This is a genomic window from Aromatoleum toluvorans, assembly GCF_012910905.1.
GTDB classification, from domain to species: domain Bacteria; phylum Pseudomonadota; class Gammaproteobacteria; order Burkholderiales; family Rhodocyclaceae; genus Aromatoleum; species Aromatoleum toluvorans.
Window position 1 is genome coordinate 1 of record NZ_WTVN01000058.1, and the last position, 18390, is coordinate 18390.

An 18390-nucleotide genomic window follows, 5' to 3' on the forward strand; every position below is an offset into this window, starting at 1 on the left:
GTCAATGCGATCAACGAGGAATGGATCGAACAGTTCGATCGCATCCTTGCCGAACTCGAAACCCTGCGCCACGTGAATGTGCTGCGCATCCGTAGCGGCGCAGGTAGAGGCGGGTGCCGACGCGCACCAGCGGGGTGTTGCCGGCGCCAAGGGCGACGAGGAGCGGGTGGTCGAGCGCCGCCTGCCAGTCGGCGAGCGTGACGCCGGCGAGCACCTCGTCGGGCAGCGGCGGCAGGTCGCTCTCGTCATCCCCCTCGGGCGGCAGCGACAGCGCGAAGCGCGGGTCGGCGAGCGTCGCGGCGAGGTCGAGGCAGACGTGGCCGCGGCCGAGCTGGTGGCTCGCGAGCGCGGCGGCGAGCAGCAGCAGCGGGGCGGCGTCGGGCGCATGGTCGCGCAGGAACTGGGCGAAGGCGCGGTCGAGCGGGCGCAGCCAGCCGTGCTCGACCCAGCGCTGCAGCAGCTGCGGGAGGTCGGCGAGGTGCGCGGCCGGGCGGATCGCAGCCGGCGCGGGATCGAACAGGTCGCCCATCAGCTCGGCGCCGGGGCGGCTGCCGCGGGTCGCACGGGTCATCGCGCGCCCTCCCCGGCCGTGACGGCCATGCCGAATTCGGCGTCGAGCGCCTCGATCAGCGCGCGCGGCGGGCGTTCGCAGTGCAGGCCCCGCGTCGGCGCGTGGCTGCCGCGCAGGAAGAGGTACACGGCGCCGCCGACGTGGCGGTCGTAGTCGTAGTCGGGCAGGCGCGACTTGAGCAGGCGGTGCAGCGCGAAGAGGTAGAGCACGTACTGCAGCTCGTAGCGCTTCGCGAGCACCGCGTCGCGCATGGCCTCCGCGGTGTAGGCCGCGTCGTCGGGGCCCAGCCAGTTGGATTTGTAGTCGGCCACGTAGTAGCGCCCGCGATGTTCGAAGACGAGGTCGATGAAGCCCTTGAGCATGCCGTTGAGCTGGCCCGGGGCGAGCGCGGGCCTCGGCGCGGCGGCGAGCGTGTGCCGGCGCACGAGGGCGTCGAGGCGGGCGAGGTTGGCGTGGTGCGCCTCGAACCAGAATTCCATCTCCGGGCGGGCGCCCGCGAGATCGGCGAGGCGTGGCGTGGCGCCGTCGGGCAGCGGCAGCGGCGTCGCGACGAAGTCGCGCAGCCAGCCCGCGAGCGTGTCGGTCCAGTGGCTCCAGCCGCGCACGGCGCAGCGGCGCGCGATCATGTCGCGGGCACGTTCGGGCGCCGCGAGGACGCGGCCGAAACCTTCGCGGGCGGCCCATTCGAGGAGTTCGTGGAGGAAGGTGCCGGGGCCCGCGCCGCGCGCGAAGCGGTGCAGGCGCGAGTCGCCCGCGGGGGCGGCGGGGAGGCCGGGCGCTTCGTCGAGGATCTCGGCGAAGGTGTCCTCGGCGGGCGTGTCGGCGGCGGGCGGCAGGCTTGCCGCGACGGCCGCGGCGGCGTCGCCGGCAAGGGCTGGCGCGCTGCCCGCCTCCTCCGCGGTGCGCAGCGCCGAATAGCTCGCGATCCACCAGGCTTCGCGCACCGGACGGCGCGGTGCGCGCGCGGCGCCGACCACGCTCTGTGCGGTGCGCGGCGTGAAGCGCTCACCGGCCGGTTCGGGCGCGGGTTCGATCGCGATGTGCGCGCAGTCGCCACGCAAGGCAGCGAGCGCCGCGGGCAGGTCGTCCGGCGCGATCGCCGCGGGCAGGTCGTCCGGCGCGATCGCCGCGCCGCCCGCGAGGAGATGGCCGAGCGCGCTGCGGTCGAGCTTGTCGAGCGGCGCGACGCCGATCCACGTGGCGTGGCGCGCGCGTGTGAGCGCGACGTAGAGCTTGCGCAGGTCCTCGCCGAGGCGCTCCCGGTCGGCGCGCGCGAGCTCGTCCCCGTCCGCTTCCAGCACCAGCCTGAGCCGGCCCGAGTCGTCGTGCAGCTTGAGCGGCAGGTCGCCGGGATCGACGACGCGGCAGGCGCACGCGAACGGCAGGAACACGAGCGGGTATTCGAGGCCCTTGGACTTGTGCACGGTGACGACCTGCACGAGGTCGGCGTCGCTTTCGAGGCGCAGCTTGCGCGCGTCGTCGCCGTTCGCGGCGTCCGCGCGCTGTTCGGCCAGGTGGCGGATCAGCGCGTGTTCGCCTTCGAGGGCGACGCTCGCGTGCTGCAGCAGCTCGGCGAGATGCAGCAGGTCGGTGAGCGCGCGTTCGCCGTCGGCCGGTGCGCCCTCTTCCGTACCGAGCAGCCGCCGCGGCACGCCGAAGTCGCCCAAGAGGCGCCGCAGCATCGGCAGCACGCCCTGCCGGCGCCACAGCTGGCGATAGTCGCGGAACTGCAGCACGCGCGCTTCCCATTCGAGCTCGTCGCGACGCAGGCGGTCGAGCGCGGCCCAGTCGAGCCCGAGGCAGGGGGTGGCGAGCGCGGCGCGCAGCAGGCGCTCGTCGTCCGGTTCGGCGCAGGCGGCGAGCCACAGCTGCAGCTCGCCCGCCTGCGGACTCGCGAACACCGATTCCTGGTCGGAGAGGTACACGCTGCGCACCCCGCCCGCAGCGAGCGCGGCACGCACCGCGTCGGCCTCGGTGCGGCTGTTCACGAGGACCGCGATGTCGGCCGGACGCAGCGCGGCGAGCGGCTCGCCCGCGCGCGCGAAGCCGGCCCGCCCCTGCTGGCCGAGCCGGAGCAGGTGCACGATCCCGGCCGCGCAGGCGGCGGCCATCTGCGCGCGGTAGGGGCCGGCCGTGAGCGCCTTGCCGTCTTCGCCGGCCGCCAGCGTCCAGCAGGTGAGCGCGGCGACGGGCGCGTCATCGACGACGAGGCGCTCGCGCCGGCCGTTCGCGACCACCGGCAGGAAGGGCACGGGGTTGTCGTCCTGCGCGCGGAACAGGAAGGCGCCGTCGCCGTCCTCGCGTGCCTCGGCCTGCGCGAAGCAGCGGTTCACCGCCGCGACCATGCCGTCGGTGGAGCGGTAGTTGGTTCCCAGCGTGAAGAGGCGCCCGCCGGCGTCACGGCGCGCGCGCAGGTAAGTGAAGATGTCGGCGCCGCGAAAGGCGTAGATCGCCTGCTTGGGGTCGCCGATCAGCACCACGCCGGTGTCGGGGGCGTTCGCGTCGATGCGATAGACGCGGTCGAAGATGTCGTACTGGACCGGGTCGGTGTCCTGGAACTCGTCGATCAGCGCGACCGGGAACTGTGCGCGGATCACCTCGGCGAGGCGTTCGCCGTTGCGCTGCTGCAAGGCGGCGGCGAGGCGCGTGAGCAGATCGTTGAAGCCCATCTGCGCGCGGCGCTGCTGCTCGGCGGCAAAGCGGCGCGCGACCCAGCGCGCGGCGAAGCGCAGCAGCTCGGCGCGGGCATCGGGGAGCTGCGCCAGTTCGCCGCGCAGGGACGACAGCGCTTCGAGGGCGGGATGCCGGGGGGCCTCGCCATCCTTCCAGGCTTCGGCAAAGCCCTCGGGCGTCAGCCGCTTCCACGCCGAATCGGTGAGCGCGGGCACGACCTGGTCCGCGTCGGCGACCCAGGCGCGCAGGACGTCGAGCCAGTTGTCGTAGTGCGCCTTCTTGAGCTTGTGGCCGTTGATCTTCTTCGCCGCGACGGCGCCGTCGAACAATTCCTGCAGCGCCTCGATCCATTCCACCCACGGCGCCTTGAGCGCCGCGAGCGCGCGCGCCTTGGCGTCGCGCGCCGCGGCGATCGCCGCGGCCGGCGCGGGCGCATCGTCCAGCGCTTCGGCGTGTTCGACCAGCTTGCCGAGCTGCGCCTGCAGCGCGTCCGGGGTCGCCCACCAACCGGCGATCTGGGCGACCGCGCGCTCGTCCAGCGGCACGAAGAAGCTGCGCCAGAAATCGCGCACGACCTCGGCGAGCAGTTCGCCCTGGTCCGTTTCGAGCTGCTGCGTGAACAGGCTGTCGCTGTCGAAGGCGTGCTCGTTGAGCATGCGCTTGCACCAGCCGTGGATCGTCGACACCGCAGCCTCGTCCATCCATTCGGCGGCGAGCTGCAGCTTGCGCGCGCAGCCGGGCCACGCGGCGGGCGGGTAGTCGGCGCGCAGGTCGTGCAGGAAGTCCTCGCCGCGTGCCGTCGTCCCGACCGCCGCCGGATCGGCGCGGAAGCACGTCGCGGCCTCGGCGAGGCGCGCGCGGATGCGGTCGCGCAGCTCCTTGGTCGCGGCGTCGGTAAAGGTCACGACGAGGATTTCGGGCGGCGTGAGCGCGCGCGCGAAGGCCGCGTCGCCGCCGTGGCCGAGCACGAGGCGCACATACAGCGCGGCGATCGTGAAGGTCTTGCCGGTACCGGCGCTCGCCTCGATGAGGCGGCTGCCGTGCAGCGGGAAGGCGAGCGGGTCGAGCCTGCGGGCGGGGGTCGGTTGGGCAGTCGTCATGGCGGCGGTCATGCCTCGGCTCCCTGCGCGAGGCCCGGCTTGTGGTCCTTGGTCGTGCCGATCCCCAGATAGACCGGCCGCAGCAGCGTGTCGGCGCGGCGTGCGAACTCGCCGTCCGCCCACAGCGCATCGAAATCCGGCCACGCGCGCGCGAGATAGGGGCTGTCCTCAACCTCGCCGCGGCGCCAGAAGCCGTCACCCTCGTAGGCGAGCCGCGCCGCACGGCCGGCATCGCTGTCCTTCGGCGTATCGCTGCGCCCACCCGCGTCGATCCAGGCGAAGGCGGTCTGCGCGGCGAGCGGCAGCGGCCGCGCGAGGCCTTCATGCCAGGCGTCGAGCAGGCTGCGGAACCAGCCGCGCGCGGCCTCGACGTCGAGCGCCTCCATGGGCGCGTCACCGACCTTGCCGACGACGTGGCTCGTCAGCGGCGCGCCCGCGAGGTGGCCCGCGACGTGTGCGATCCAGTGGCGCAGCAGCTTGTCGCGGCGGTATTTCTTGTGCTTCGTCACCACGCCGCTGCGTTCCAGCACGATGCGACCACGCCGGCCGTCCGCGCCGCGGCGCAGGCTGCCGAGGCGGTCCGCGACGACGAGGTGCGTGCCGCGGACCGCATGTTCGAACATGATTTCCTCGTCCGGCTTGACCGCCTCCGGCCAGTCCGCGAGCGCCTTGGCGTAGCGCTCGAAGAGGTTTTCCATCGGCTCGGCGAGCTGCGCCTGCATCAGCGCCGCGAAGTGCCCGGGCGCGAGTTCGCCGCGGCGCTCGATGCGCGCGAGCGTCCGCGCCAACGCCTCCTCGCGCGGTGCGTCATGGCGCAGCGCGTCGAGCTGGGCGGCGATGAGTTCGTCCTGCAGCTGCCAGTTCTCCAGCGCGTCGAGCGCGAAGGGTTCATGGTCCTCGCTCGACGGATCGGGGAGCTCGAAATACACCCCCAGGCGCCGGCGCAGGAAGACCTTCGCCGGCTCCTTGAGGAAATCGGCGAGCTCGCGCAGGGTCAGCGGCTCGGTCTCTTCCAGCGGCGGCAACGCGCCCGGCGCTGCCACCGCGGCCGCGGCGGCCAGGCCCTCGCGCCATTCGCGCGCATAGGTGAAGAGCGGCGTGGCGGCCCCGTCGGCGGGGAAATAGTCGGCGCTGAAGGGCTGCAGGCGGTGCTCGACGGTGAGCGCAGCGACGAGGCGCTCGCCGGCAGCGTCGCCATCCTGCCCCGCGAGCCGCCAGCCGACCGCGAGGTGGTCGCGCAGCTGGCCGACCAGCACCGACGGCGGGCGCTCGGTGTTGTCGTGGATGCTGCGCCCGACCCAGCTCACGTGCAGGCGTTCGCGCGCGGAGAGCAGCGCTTCGAGGAACAGGTAACGGTCGTCCTCGCGCCGCGAGCGGTCGCCGGGGCGGTAGTCGCGCCCCATCAGGTCGAAGTCCATCGGCACGCGCGTGCGCGGGTAGTCGCCGTCGTTCATGCCGAGCAGGCACACGTGGCGGAAGGGGATCGCGCGCATCGGCATCAGCGTCGCGAAAGTCACCGCGCCGGCAAAGAAGCGCTGCGACAGGCCCGATTCGTCCAGCTGCGCGAGCCAGTGTTCGCGCACCACCGACAGCGGCAACGCCTCGACGAGCTCGGCGGCGGCACAGGCTTCCTGCCACGCCTGCAGCGCCGCCTCGAGGCGTTGCAGCGTGAAGGCGCCGCTGCCGTCGGCGGGATCGAAGAAGTCCGCGAGCAGGCCGCGCAGGCGCACGCACCAGCCGTCGACCGTCGCCGGATCGCGCAGCATCCGCCAGCTCGCGTCGAGCCGTTCCAGCAGCGCCGCGAGCGGACCGACGAGCCCCGCATCGAGGCCGCCGATCTCGTCGTACGGCTCGATGCCCTGCCAGGCGCCGTCCGCGTCGCGCGCGGCGCCGACCGCGTAGCCCAGCAGCATGCGGCGCAGGCCGAACAGCCAGGAATTCTGCCCGGCGCCTTCGGGCAGGCCGAGGCTCGCGCGCTGCTCGGCGTGCAGGCCCCAGCGGATGTTGGCGCCGCGCACCCAGCGGTGCAGCAGCGGCACCTCGTCCTCGTCGATGCCGAAGCGCGCGCGCAAGGCGGGCACTTCGAGGAGGTCGAGCACGTCGGACACGGCCACGCGCGACTGCGGCAGGCCGAGGAGCTTTTCGACCGCGTTGAGCAGCGGATCGTGGTGGCGCAGGCCCTGGTCGGCGACCGTGAAGGGGATGAAGCGCGGGTCGTCGGCGTCCATCAGGCCGAACACCGCCTGGATGTGCGGCGCGTAGGCGTCGATGTCGGGCACCATCACGATCACGTCGCGCGGGCGCAGGCCGGCGTCGGCGTTGAAGGCCGCGAGCAGCTGGTCGTGCAGGATCTCGACTTCGCGCTGCGGGCCGTGCGCGACGTGGAAGCGGATCGAAGGGTCGGAGGCGGGATCGAGCGCCGGCCAGCGCGCGCGCGTCTCGGCGAGCGGGCGCAGGTCGCGGATGTCGTCCTGCAGCTGGTGCAGCAGCGAGTCCTCGCCGTGCGGCTCGAAGAGGTCGATGCGCTGGCTGAGTTCCGCGAACTGCGGCGCGTAGCGGGCGCGCGCCTCGCCCGCGTCGTGCTCGTCGAGGAGGCCGATGAAGTCGCGCCCCTGCTTGCCCCACGCCGCGAGCAGGGGATGGGCGTGCAGGTGCAGCGCCTCCTCGGCCAGCACTTCCGGCATGTCGGCGCGGCGCGCCTGGCGCGAGCGCCCCGCGCGCAGCAGGTCCTTGTCCGCGATGATGTCGGCCCAGTAGTGCTCGCAGGGGTTATGCACGCACAGCAGCACCTGGCTCCACTGCGCGATCGCGGCGAGCACTTCGAGCGTCTGCGCCGGCAGCGACGAGATGCCGAAGACCATCACGCGGCGCGGCAGCGCAGTCGGACGCGGGGCGCCCTGCAGCCGCGCGACCGCGGCGAGGAAGCGCGTATGCACCGCTGCCCGGCCGCTGCCGGCTGCGGCCGCCCCGACATCGTCGAGCAGCGCGCGCCACAGCGCCGGTTGCCAGCGCTGCGCCGCCGGCAAGGGCTCGCGCGCGCCGCGCGCGGTGAGGATCACGTCGTCGCCGTCGGCCCACGCCGCGAGCCAGTCGGCGCGGTACATCTGGTACTGGTCGAAGAGGTCGGCGAGGCGCTCGGCGAGCTGGTGGCGTTTGCGCAGGTCCTCGTCGTCCGACAGGAAACGCGCGAGCGGCGCGAACTCCGCGCGCGCCAGCAAGGCCGGCAGCAGGCGCATCAGCCGCCACACCAGCCGCGGCTTGTCGAAGGGCGACACCTCGGGCACCGCCTCCATGCCCAGCACCGCGCGATAGGCCTGCCACACGAAGCGCGACGGCAGGAAGGCGTCCAGCGCCGCCGCGATGCCGCAGCCCCCCGCCGCCTCGTCGGCCGCGAGCGCCATCTTCAGCCACTGCGCGATGCCGTTGCTCTGCACGAGGATCAGCTCGTTCTCCAGCGGCGCCAGCGGATGGCGCTTCATCCACGCGACCAGCACGTCGCGCAGCGCCTCCGGGTGATTGCCGTGGATCACCATCAGCCCGCCGCCCAGTTCGCCCGCCAGATCGTCCTCGCGCCCCATGCCTGTCCCGTCTCCCGCACACTCTTCCGCCGCCGTCGCGGCCACGGCACACACTCTAACGCCCGTTCGCGACAATCCATGTCGCATGGCGATCCCCGTGGAAGCCGCTTCCGCCGCGCGGCCGGCTACAGTAGCACGCGATCCGCCCCCGTCGACAAGCGCCTGAAACATTGGCCTGCGAGACTGGACGCTGCATGCACGAACACACAAGGCAGCGCCATGACCACCCTGTCGACTCCCCTCTCGAAACGCCTCGCGAAACCGCTCGCGTTCCCCCGCCCGAATGCCTGGTGGGGCGGAATCTTCGCGGCGCTGGCGCTGGGCCTCGCGCTGCAGGCCGACCCCGGGTTGCCCGACCGCGCCTTCGCCGCAACGATCACCGCGCTGAAACCGGCCCGCCCGCAAGGCACGGTCAGCGCATTGACCGACTACCGCGTGAGCGTCGAGGCCCGCCCCGTCGCGGGCGTCACGCGCGGGCTCTCCGGCCTCGCGTGGGACGCACAGCGCAACCACCTGTGGGCGGTCGGCAATGAACCGCCGCAGCTCCTCGCGCTCGACGCCCGCGGCGAGGTGCTGGCGCGCCATCCGCTCGCCGGCTTCCACGACCTCGCCGGCGTCGCCGTACTGGGCGACGGCCGTCTGCTGCTCGCCGAAGCGCACCAGTCGCTCGTCGTCGCGCCCGTCCCGGCCGGCCCCGACGCAGTCCTGTCGCGCGACAGCCTGCCGACGCTGACGCTCGCGCCGAGTGACGGTATCGGCTCCGGCATCGCGGGCATCGCCTACAACGAGGCCGGCGACCGCCTCTTCGTCACGGAACACGCGCCGCGTGGGCTCCACGAGATCCGCGACCTGCGCGCGAGCCTCGCCGGGCAGGGCGACGCCGAGATCATCGACCGCGAGGCCTGGCTGCGCGGCAAGCTCCTCGCCCGCGACCTCTCCTCGGTGCAATTCGACCCGCGCACCGGCCACCTGCTCCTGCTCAGCGCCGCGTCCCGGCTCGCGCTGGAGATCGACACGGACGGCCGCCAGATCGGCTACCAGGAACTCGGCGCGGGCTTCGCCGGCCTCGCGGAGAGCGTCCCGCAGGCCGCGGGGATCGCGCTCGACGGGCGCGGCAGCCTCTACGTCGTCGGCGCACCCGGGCTCTTCTACGCTTTCCGCCCCGAGTAAGCGGGAAACACCCCTTCCGGGCGGGAACGAAGCGCGCCGGAGCGTCTCAAACGGCGCATGGATAGGATCACCCATTCGCTTTAGGACGCCATTGCCGAACGCCTGCTTGCACGGCGTCCGGTGACCGCTTCCACCGCGGCCGCAACCCCCTTCGCAACGACGGCGCCCCTGCCGGTCCGGCAGACGATCGCCACCGGTGCGGCGGCCGCGGCCTTTCCCGACGTCGATTTCGTCCCCGGCCACGTCTCCTACCTGCGCAACCACTGTGGGCCGGCTCCGTTGACGCCCAAGCGTTCGCCGTGCCGCCGCGCGCGCTCAACGGGCGCGGCACGGAACGAAGGGCGTTATGCTGTGCGCGCGGCGTGCTGCGGTGACGCTCGCCCCCGTCCCCCATGCAGAAGACCATGAGCGAATCGTCCACGGCCAGAGAAGCACTCGTCGAACAGGAAAAGCTGCTGCTGCGCGAAAGCATCCGCCTGATCAGCCGGGGGCTGGAACCCGAGAAGGCGGTACGCGAGATCCTGCACCTGCTGTCCGAATTGCTCGGCCTCAACCGCGGACGCCTGGTGATGCGTGACGGGACGACCGGCGGGCTGGCGATCCGCGTCGCCTACGGCCTCACGCGCGCGGAGATCCGGCGCGGCCGCTATGCGCCCGGCGAGGGCATCACCGGGCGGGTGATGCAGACCGGCGAAACGCAGATCGTGCAGGACATCGATGCCGATCCGAACTACCTCGCCCGCGCGGTCGAACGCTCGACGCTGCCGCACGAGACGGTGTCCTTCATCGCGCTGCCGGTCCGCGTCGACCGGCGCATCGAAGGCGTGCTCGGCGTGCACCGCCTGCGCTCGCGCCAGCGCGCGCTCGGCGCCGACCTCGAAGTGCTGCGCACGGTGGCCGAGCTGATCGGACAGATCTACAAGGTGCGCCAGCTGGTCGACAAGCGCACGGCCGAGCTCGCCGAGGAAAACCGCTCGCTCAAGGCCGCGCTGCAGCAGCGCGCGCCGGGCAAGAACAACTGGGGCATCATCGGCGAGTCGCCGCAACTGCTGGCCGCCCTCGACCAGCTCGAGCAGGTCGCGCCGACCGATGCGACCGTGCTGCTGCTGGGCGAGTCGGGCACCGGCAAGGAGTTGTTCGCGCGCGCCCTGCACCTGCAGAGCCCGCGCCGCGACCGGCCTTTCGTCAAGGTCAATTGCGCGGCGATCCCCGAGACGCTGTTCGAGGCGGAGCTGTTCGGCCACGAGAAGGGCGCGTTCACGAGCGCCAACCAGCAGCGCATCGGACGCTTCGAGCAGGCCGACGGCGGCACGCTGTTCCTCGACGAGATCGGCGACCTGCCGCTGCCGGTGCAGGTGAAGCTGCTGCGCGTGCTGCAGGAGCGGGTGATCGAACGCCTCGGCGGACGCGGCGAGATTCCCGTCGATGTGCGCGTCGTTGCCGCGACCCATCAGGACATGATGGCGCTGGTGCGGGCGGGACGGTTCCGGCTCGATCTCTATTACCGCCTCAACGTCATCCCGGTCCGCCTGCCGTCGCTGCGCGAGCGCCCGGGCGACATCAAGCTGCTGGTGCGCTATTTCGTGTCCCAGCTCAACCAGCGGCACCAGCGCAACGTGCTGATCACGCCGGCCGCGCTGTCCAGCCTCGTGTCCCATCCCTGGCCGGGCAACATCCGCCAGCTCTACAACGTCGTCGAACGCATCGTGCTGCTGTCGCGTAGCGACGAGATCGACGCGGCGACGGTCGATCTCGCGCTGCTCACCGAAGCCCGGGGGCTGCCACCGGAGGCGCTGCCGGGCGGGCCGTCCGCCGGCGGCGACGCCGCGCTGCCGGGCATCCGCAGCTACCAGCCGGTCGCGGGCGACGAGCGCGCGCTGATCGCCGCGGAGCTCGCGCGCCAGGGCGGCAACAAGTCCCGCACGGCGCGGGCACTGAACCTGACCTTGCGCCAGCTGAACTACCGGGTCGAGGTGCTGGACATCGCCGTCCCGTCGCGGCGGAAGAACAATGTGTAAACAAATTGTTCACACATTGGATATTGGGTGAAAATCCCCGCAACAGCCAATGATCTGATTTAACAGGTTTTTATCTCCTGGCACGGGGCTTGCCATTACTCGGCTAAGCCAACCACACGGGCCCGCCCGTCCGACCAGGAGATTGCAATGCCTGCTTCCACCGCCGCCGCGCCGGCCGCCGATCGCGCGCTGATCCGCGGTTTCGCCCCTTCCGCCTGCGCGATCGAGGAAAGCCTTGACGAGGTGCGCGCAGTCATCGCCGCCACCCTCGCCCCCAAGGTGCTCGATGTCGACCTCAAGGCCGAATATCCCGAGGCCTTCCTGCGCGCGCTGGGCCAGGCCGGGGGCTTCCGCGGCGCGGTCTCGCCGGCGTTCGGCGGCAACGGCCTGGGGCTCGCGCACGTCGTGCGCGTCATCGAGGAAGTCGCCAAAGAATGCGTGTCGAGCGCCTTCACGGTGTGGTGCCAGACCGCGTGCGCGCGTTACCTCCAGCTCAGCGACAACGAAGCGCTGAAGCGGGCATTCCTGCCCCGCATCGCCGCGGGCGAGGTGCTGGTGGGCACGGGCCTGTCGAACACCGTGAAGTCCGCCGACAGCATCGAGGCCTTCCGCCTGTCGGCACGCCGGGTCGAGGGCGGCTACCTGATCAACGGCGTGCTGCCGTGGGTGTCGAACCTGGGCGCGACGCATTTCTTCACCACCGGCTGCCCGGTGCATGGCGCGGATGGCGCAAGCGAGGGCCTGGTGTTCGTGCTGGTCGACTGCAGCCAGCCCGGTTTCAGACTGGTCGACTGCGCCCACTTCATCGGCCTGGACGGCACCCGCACGCTCGCCTGCCACTTCAAGGACGCCTTCGTCCCCGATGCGATGGTGCTCGCCCACCCGCAGGAGTCGGCCGACTACGTGCGCCGCATCAAGCCCGGCATGATCCACGCGCAGATGGGCATGGGCCTCGGCCTGATCGACGCGTGCGCGCAGCTGATGGCGCAGTCGAACCGCAGCCACGCGCATGTGAACCAGTACCTCGACGACCAGGTGGAGGACATCGAGGCCGCGCTCGACGACGCCCGCGCGGCCACCTACGCGCTGGCCGACGAGATCGAGCGCCACCCCGCCACGCCGCGGATCCTCGACGTGCTGAAGCTGCGCCTCGCTGGCAGCGAGCTGTCGCTGCGCGCCGCGCACGCGGCGATGCTGCACCAGGGCGCCAAGGGGTATCTGGTGCGCAACGCCCCGCAGCGCCGGCTGCGCGAGTCCTACTTCATCGCCATCGTCACTCCCGCCACCAAGCACCTGCGCCGCGAGATCGCCCGTCTCGAAGGCCGCGCCGCGGCCATGCGGACGTGACCCGCCATCGCCATCGGAGAGCCGACACATGAGTGAAGTCGCACAACACGCCCGGTGGGTGTGCCAGGTCTGCAACTGGGTTTATGACGAAGCAGCGGGGGCGCCCGAGCACGGCATCGCGCCCGGCACGGCCTTCACCGACATCCCGGAGGACTGGTACTGCCCCGAGTGCGGCGTGACCAAGGCCGATTTCGAGCTGCTCGGGCCCTGAAGGCCAGGACGATGCACCGCAGCCTGGCATGCACTCGTCCGGTGCGATCGCGGAGGGAAGCGCCCGAGCTCGCACGAGCCGCGCCAACACCGGAAAGATCAATGCAAACAAGCCATTAGATAAGCACTGCATGCCGTCGACAAAGTGGCCCGATTGCTGCAATGCAACAGCACCCCGATGACCCCGACAGGAGCCCAAAAAATGTCCCTCAACAACCCCTTCGATCCGGACAGCACGCTTACCGGCTGCAGCTGCGGCCGGCATGCGTCGCAGGCCGAACACGAACTCGCCGATGCAGAGGCGCTCAACCGGCGCGTGATCCAGTCGACGGTGATGCGCGCGCTCTTTCCGCAGGACGCCGAGCGCCGCCGCTTCCTGCGCACGGTGGGCGCCTCGACGGCGTGGGCGGCGATCTCGTCGATCATCCCCTTCGGCACGCTGGAAGCCATGGCGCAGGACAAGGGCAGCCTGGAGAAGAAGGAGCTGAAGGTCGGCTTCATCCCGATCACCTGCGCGAGCCCGCTGATCATGGCCGACCCGCTGGGCCTGTACCGGCGCGAAGGCCTCGATGTGACGCTGATGAAGACGGCCGGCTGGGCGCTGATCCGCGACAAGGTCACCAACCGCGAGTACGACGCGTCGCACATGCTGGCGCCGATGCCGCTCGCGATGTCGCTGGGCGTGGGCTCCAACCCGGCGCCGACCAACGTCATGACGATCCAGAACATCAACGGCCAGGCGATCACGCTGGCGATGAAGCACAAGGACAAGCGCGATCCGAAGGACTGGAAGGGCTTCCGCTTCGCGATCCCGTTCGAGTTCTCGATGCACAACTTCCTGCTGCGCTACTACCTCGCCGAGCACGGCCTCGATCCCGACACCGACGTGCAGCTGCGCGTCGTGCCGCCGCCCGAGATGGTCGCGAACCTGCGCGCGGGCAACATCGACGGCTTCCTCGGGCCGGACCCGGTGAACCAGCGCGCGGTGTTCGACGAGGCGGGCTTCATCCACATCCTGTCGCGCGAGATCTGGGACGGCCATCCGTGCTGTTCCTTCGCCGTGCCGACCGAGTTCATCCGCCAGAACCCCAACACCTTCGCGGCGCTGTACCGCGCCGTGCTCAACGCCGCGGCGATGGCGCGCGATGCGAAGAACCGCCCGCTCATGGCCGAGGTGCTGGCGCCGGCGAACTACCTGAACCAGCCGAAGGCGGTGCTCGAGCAGGTGCTCACGGGACGCTTCGCCGACGGCCTGGGCAACGTCAGGAACGTGCCCGAGCGCGTCGATTACGACCCCTTCCCGTGGTACTCGATGGCGTACTGGATCCTGTCGCAGATGAAGCGCTGGGGCTACGTGAAGGGCGACGTGCGCTACAAGGACATCGCCGAGAAGGTCTATCTGCTGACCGACGCGCGCCGCCACATGGCCGCCGTCGGCATGGCCGCCCCGCGCGACAACAGCCGCAAGGCCGTGATCATGGGCAAGGAGTTCGACCCGGCGCGGGTCGAGGCGTACGCCAACAGTTTCGCGATCCGCAAGGCCTGAGGAGACCGTCATGTTCAGGAAACAGGCATTCAAGGCGGCGCTGCTGTCGCTGCTGATCCTTGCGCTCTTCCTCGGCGCCTGGTCGCTCGCGACCTACCGCAAGGACGCGCCGGCGACGAGCGCGGACGCCGAGTACGCGGCGCTGATGGGCAAGGGCCGGAGCACCGGCTTCCCGACGCCGGCGAAAGTCGGCGAGGCCTTCGTCACCTACCTGTCGGAGCCGTTCTACGACCGCGGGCCCAACGACAAGGGCATCGGCATCCAGGTCACCCATTCGCTGTGGCGCGTCGGGCTCGGCTTCGCGCTCGCGGTCGCGGTCGCGCTGCCGCTGGGCTTCGCGATCGGCATGTCGCCGCTGCTGTTCCAGGCGCTCGATCCCTTCATCCAGCTCCTCAAGCCGATCTCGCCGCTCGCGTGGATGCCGCTCGCGCTCTACAGCCTGAAGGACTCGGACGTGTCGGGCATCTTCGTGATCTTCATCTGCTCGCTGTGGCCGATGCTGATCAACACCGCGTTCGGCGTCGCCTCGGTGCGCCGCGACTGGATCAACGTCGCGCGCACGCTGGAAGTCGGGCCGCTGCGCAAGGCCTTCCAGGTGATCCTGCCGGCGGCCGCGCCGACCATCCTGACCGGCATGCGCATCTCGATGGGCATCGCCTGGCTGGTGATCGTCGCCGCCGAGATGCTGGTGGGCGGCACGGGGATCGGCTACTTCGTGTGGAACGAGTGGAACAACCTCGCGCTGCCCAACGTGATCTTCGCCGTCGTGATGATCGGCCTGGTCGGCATGGTGCTCGACCAGCTGTTCGGCCGCCTGCAGAAACTCGTCACCTACCGGGAGCAATGAGCATGAGCATGCATTTCCTCTCCGTCGAAGGCCTGCGCAAGGCCTACCCCGCGAGCGGCGCCGCGGCCAACCCGCCGGTGTTCGAGGACATCCACTTCGGCATCGGCAAGGGCGAATTCGTCTGCATCATCGGCCACTCGGGCTGCGGCAAGACGACCATCCTGAACGTGCTCGCCGGCCTCGAGGAGCCCAGCGGCGGCGCGGTGATCATGGACGGGCGCGAAGTGAAGGGGCCCAGCCTCGACCGCGGCGTGGTGTTCCAGGGCCACGCGCTGATGCCGTGGATGAGCGTGCTCGGCAACGTCGCGTTCGCGGTGAAGTCGAAGTGGCCGGACTGGTCGCGTGCCGCGGTCGAGGCGCACTGCACGAAATACCTCGGCATGGTCGGGCTCGGGCACGCGCTGCACAAGAAGCCGGCGGAACTGTCGGGCGGCATGAAGCAGCGCGTCGGCATCGCCCGCGCGTTCGCGATCCAGCCCAAGATGCTGCTGCTCGACGAGCCCTTCGGCGCGCTCGATGCGCTCACGCGCGGCACGATCCAGGACGAGCTGCTGAAGATCGTGCAGGCGACCGGGCAGACGGTGTTCATGATCACGCACGACGTCGACGAGGCCATCCTGCTCGCCGACAAGGTGATCCTGATGAGCAACGGGCCGCTGGCGAAGATCGCCGAGATCGTCGACATCACGATGCCGCGCAGCCGCACGCGCACCGACATGCACCACGACCCGCAGTTCTACCGCATCCGCAACCACCTCGTGGATTTCCTCGTGCATCGCTCGAAAAACTAGGAGGGATGGAATTATTCCGGAGCTAGAGGATGCAATACACCCGGAAAATTCTGGAATTTAGTGGCAAATAGGGGAAAATATCTGGACACCAACCCCCGAAATGCCTTGATTCTATCCCGCATCGTGAAATATCCGGGATTAGCGCAACGACTAGCGCAAGGTAAGCGCAACGATTAGCGCAATCTTGCCGAAAGTCGGCCAGTGCCTTCCGCCAGGGCAGACATCCGGGCGCCTCCCCGCCGCCCCAAGCTCTCACCGCTCATTGGGCGTCGAGTGAACACATAACGTGTTCGCATCAGTACGTCAAAAAACCAACTACACATCCGACTGGCACCCCTAGTCGGATTTCCCCTCCTGTTCGTCAAGCGAGACATCATCACTGGAGAAGACTCGTGCCACGTAGGCATAACCCTCGGCGTCTTCTCTAATCGCAGCCAACTGAAGCTTGGCATTCTTCACGAACATTGCCTTGTTATAGACGCGAGCGGCCAAGAACCCCATCTTCGCCGCCTTGACCGCTCTTTCCTTCGCCACCGCGCTATCGGCCTTCTCTTCGAACGCCCTGGCTCGCTCAAGTTCGGCCATCACAAGCCCGAGAAGCCGGGGTTCAACGGCGGCGACCGTGGGAAGGTCGGGCTGTGGCCCGCTCCGTAGGGGCTGCCCCTCGTTGGTGAACAGCCAATCAAGAGACACATTTCGTGATAAGCAGGTATCTATGATCTCTTCTAGTGGAAGAGACTCCGACTTCTTCCTGTTATAGAAGGCGGCTGGTTTCATTCCCAGCTCTGCGGCCAATGCCCTATCACTGCTTAGGTTTAGGACCTGCTTGAGCCGCTCGCACACGACATAGAAGGCACAGTCAGAAATCATGTTCACCTCTTGACGTAGTCACGTTTCATGTTCACCATGTAGATGTGTCACCAAAGGGATTGTACAGAATGAACACGATACCTGCTCCAAGCAAAGAACTCCTGACGCTTGTTCGCGCGGGATTGGTCGCCAAGGGAACCTCGCTCTCGAGGTGGTGTGCTGACAACAAGGTGAGCAGGTCGAACGCTCGTTGTTGCTTGATTGGCTCATGGGATGGACCTAAGGGACGAGAGCTGAGAAGTCGCTTGCTGGCGGCTGCAGGTGTTTGTGGCGGTAAGCACTAGGCCACTCGCTATACCGGTGATGAACCTCGCCGCCGCCCCCTCCATGATGCTGCCCGTCCCGCTCCAATCCACCTTGCCGGCCAACGCAGTGCCCGCGCCCGTCATAGCGAGCGCCGGGCAATGGTTGAGCGTCGAAGACTTCTCGACGCTGGCTGGGGTGCGCTTGCGCATGGCGCAGACGGCCATGCGCAATGCGGTACTCGGCAGGACGTGGAACGGCCATAGCCTGCAGGTGCGCGAGCTGGAAGGGTGCCGGGGGCACGGCGGCAAGAACTACGAGGTCTTTGCCCCCTCGCTGCCCGCGCCGCTGTATGCCAAGTGGCTCGCCGCCCGCGCCGCGCAGCCTATGCCCGAAGCGCCTGCGGTCACCGTCACCGTGCCGGTCATCGCCCACGACCCGGCCGCGGGCAAGCGGTCCGCGAAGGCGCTGTGGGTGCTCTCCATCATCCGCCCCATTCTCGGGCTGAAACGGCACACGGCGGAACGCTCGGCCGCGATTGCGGAAGTGCTTTCACGCGAACACACCCGCTCGGACGGCAAGGTCGTGCGGGTGAGCAAGAGCCAACTGTACGAGTGGCTGAAACGTTACGAGGCCACCCATATCGACGGGCTGAAACCGCGCCAGCGTAAGGACATCGGCCAGCGCCGCGTGCTCGTCACCCGCGAATGGGACAAGGCGTGTCCGCTCGATGAAGGCCCGAAACAGGCCGTCGCCGAGGCGCTCGCCGACTACGTGCGCTCGCTGTGGGCGTCGGGCGCGGCCGGCTGGGCGGTGATCCAGCAGTTCGCCAGTCTCAAGCTCGAAGAGATGTCACGCGGGGCCGGTTGGGACGCCCCCACGATGACGCTGAAGCCCGCCTGCCGGCTGTCGCGCGCTTTCATCGAGCAATACCGCCGGAGCAGCCTGCTCGCGGTGGCGGACAAGGATGCCAAGCGTTTCTTTGACGACCACATCCCGCGCATCCGCCGCAGCCGCGCGGACCTCAAGCCCATGGACGTGGTGGTGGGCGACGTGCACCCGATCGACATCGCCATCCCCCGCGCGGACGGTTCGATTGCCTACCCGCGCGCCATCTGCTGGCACGACGTGGCGACTAATCGCCTGTTCGTGTGCCTGGTGCTGCTGGAGAAGGGCGAAGGTATCCGGCAAACCCACGTGGCGAGCGCCTTTGCCGCGATGTGCGGGGTGTGGGGCTTGCCGCTCACACTCTACCTGGACAACGGCTCGGAGTACTCCTGGCACGAGATGATGACCGCCTTCGCGGAAATCTCACGCCTGACGCAAACCCTGCAGCAGCGCTTCACCGTGGCCGAGCTGCCCGCCAGCGGCGAGCTGTGCGAGCTGGTGAGCGAGCAGCGCCAGGTGGTGCGCGCCAACCCCTACA

12 protein-coding genes are annotated in these 18390 nt (G+C 69.9%); 8 read left to right on the top strand and 4 right to left on the bottom strand.

Annotation, left to right across the window (positions count from 1 at the left end; all coding sequences use genetic code 11):
- Positions 1-10: 10 nt before the first annotated feature.
- From GPA22_RS21435 to recC, 3 genes are read right to left on the bottom strand one after another with little or no spacing between them, the layout of a single operon-like run.
- Positions 11-571 carry a hypothetical protein gene (locus tag GPA22_RS21435; protein WP_246264613.1) on the bottom strand — a complete coding sequence of 187 codons (561 nt, stop codon included), beginning with the start codon at positions 569-571 and terminating at the stop codon, positions 11-13.
- Entirely contained in the window at positions 568-4356 is a 3789-nt protein-coding gene (gene recB / locus GPA22_RS21440; protein WP_169258110.1) for an exodeoxyribonuclease V subunit beta, read from the bottom strand. Before recB ends, GPA22_RS21435 begins: the two co-directional genes overlap by 4 nt.
- Positions 4353-7922, bottom strand: coding sequence for an exodeoxyribonuclease V subunit gamma (gene recC, locus GPA22_RS21445; RefSeq protein WP_169258111.1), 3570 nt, complete (start codon positions 7920-7922; stop codon positions 4353-4355). The genes recB and recC overlap by 4 nt, the downstream gene beginning before the upstream one ends.
- A 219-nt stretch (positions 7923-8141) precedes the next feature.
- Between recC and GPA22_RS21450 the strand changes: the two genes are divergently transcribed.
- From GPA22_RS21450 to GPA22_RS21480, 7 genes are all read left to right on the top strand, one after another.
- Positions 8142-9092 (top strand): SdiA-regulated domain-containing protein, encoded by a 951-nt coding sequence (locus tag GPA22_RS21450; RefSeq protein WP_169258112.1) that lies wholly within the window; start codon positions 8142-8144, stop codon positions 9090-9092.
- A 404-nt stretch (positions 9093-9496) separates the two neighbouring features.
- Positions 9497-11110 (top strand): sigma-54 interaction domain-containing protein, encoded by a 1614-nt coding sequence (locus GPA22_RS21455; protein WP_211169289.1) that lies wholly within the window; start codon positions 9497-9499, stop codon positions 11108-11110.
- A 147-nt stretch (positions 11111-11257) separates the two neighbouring features.
- Positions 11258-12457, top strand: a complete 1200-nt coding sequence (locus GPA22_RS21460; protein ID WP_169258114.1) for an acyl-CoA dehydrogenase family protein — start codon at positions 11258-11260, stop codon at positions 12455-12457.
- A 28-nt stretch (positions 12458-12485) separates the two neighbouring features.
- Complete coding sequence (locus tag GPA22_RS21465) at positions 12486-12668, top strand: rubredoxin (RefSeq protein WP_169258115.1); 183 nt, start codon at positions 12486-12488, stop codon at positions 12666-12668.
- Between the two features lie 201 nt (positions 12669-12869).
- Positions 12870-14213 carry a CmpA/NrtA family ABC transporter substrate-binding protein gene (locus tag GPA22_RS21470; protein ID WP_169258116.1) on the top strand — a complete coding sequence of 448 codons (1344 nt, stop codon included), beginning with the start codon at positions 12870-12872 and terminating at the stop codon, positions 14211-14213.
- A 10-nt stretch (positions 14214-14223) separates the two neighbouring features.
- Positions 14224-15060, top strand: a complete 837-nt coding sequence (gene ntrB, locus GPA22_RS21475) for a nitrate ABC transporter permease (RefSeq protein ID WP_169258117.1) — start codon at positions 14224-14226, stop codon at positions 15058-15060.
- Between the two features lie 2 nt (positions 15061-15062).
- The gene (locus tag GPA22_RS21480) at positions 15063-15851 is read left to right on the top strand and encodes an ABC transporter ATP-binding protein (protein ID WP_169258118.1); all 789 of its coding nucleotides are present in this window, start codon (positions 15063-15065) and stop codon (positions 15849-15851) included.
- Between the two features lie 336 nt (positions 15852-16187).
- On the opposite strand, the gene GPA22_RS21485 is transcribed toward GPA22_RS21480, so the two are convergent.
- A complete protein-coding gene (locus tag GPA22_RS21485) occupies positions 16188-16721 on the bottom strand; it encodes a helix-turn-helix domain-containing protein (protein ID WP_169258119.1) in 534 nt (177 codons plus the stop codon).
- Positions 16722-17024: 303 nt separating this feature from the next.
- On the opposite strand from GPA22_RS21485, the gene GPA22_RS21490 reads away from it, so the two are divergent.
- On the top strand, positions 17025-18390 hold a 1366-nt coding region (locus GPA22_RS21490; protein WP_169258120.1), incomplete at its 3' end, for a helix-turn-helix domain-containing protein.

Excerpts from the sequence above, each read along its gene's own strand:
- GPA22_RS21435 (WP_246264613.1), bottom strand. The coding sequence starts at position 571 with ATGACCCGTGCGACCCGCGGCAGCCGCCCCGGCGCCGAGCTGATGGGC.
- recB (WP_169258110.1), bottom strand. The coding sequence starts at position 4,356 with ATGACCGCCGCCATGACGACTGCCCAACCGACCCCCGCCCGCAGGCTC.
- recC (WP_169258111.1), bottom strand. The coding sequence starts at position 7,922 with ATGGGGCGCGAGGACGATCTGGCGGGCGAACTGGGCGGCGGGCTGATG.
- GPA22_RS21450 (WP_169258112.1), top strand. The coding sequence starts at position 8,142 with ATGACCACCCTGTCGACTCCCCTCTCGAAACGCCTCGCGAAACCGCTC.
- GPA22_RS21455 (WP_211169289.1), top strand. The coding sequence starts at position 9,497 with ATGAGCGAATCGTCCACGGCCAGAGAAGCACTCGTCGAACAGGAAAAG.
- GPA22_RS21460 (WP_169258114.1), top strand. The coding sequence starts at position 11,258 with ATGCCTGCTTCCACCGCCGCCGCGCCGGCCGCCGATCGCGCGCTGATC.
- GPA22_RS21465 (WP_169258115.1), top strand. The coding sequence starts at position 12,486 with ATGAGTGAAGTCGCACAACACGCCCGGTGGGTGTGCCAGGTCTGCAAC.
- GPA22_RS21470 (WP_169258116.1), top strand. The coding sequence starts at position 12,870 with ATGTCCCTCAACAACCCCTTCGATCCGGACAGCACGCTTACCGGCTGC.
- ntrB (WP_169258117.1), top strand. The coding sequence starts at position 14,224 with ATGTTCAGGAAACAGGCATTCAAGGCGGCGCTGCTGTCGCTGCTGATC.
- GPA22_RS21480 (WP_169258118.1), top strand. The coding sequence starts at position 15,063 with ATGAGCATGCATTTCCTCTCCGTCGAAGGCCTGCGCAAGGCCTACCCC.
- GPA22_RS21485 (WP_169258119.1), bottom strand. The coding sequence starts at position 16,721 with ATGATTTCTGACTGTGCCTTCTATGTCGTGTGCGAGCGGCTCAAGCAG.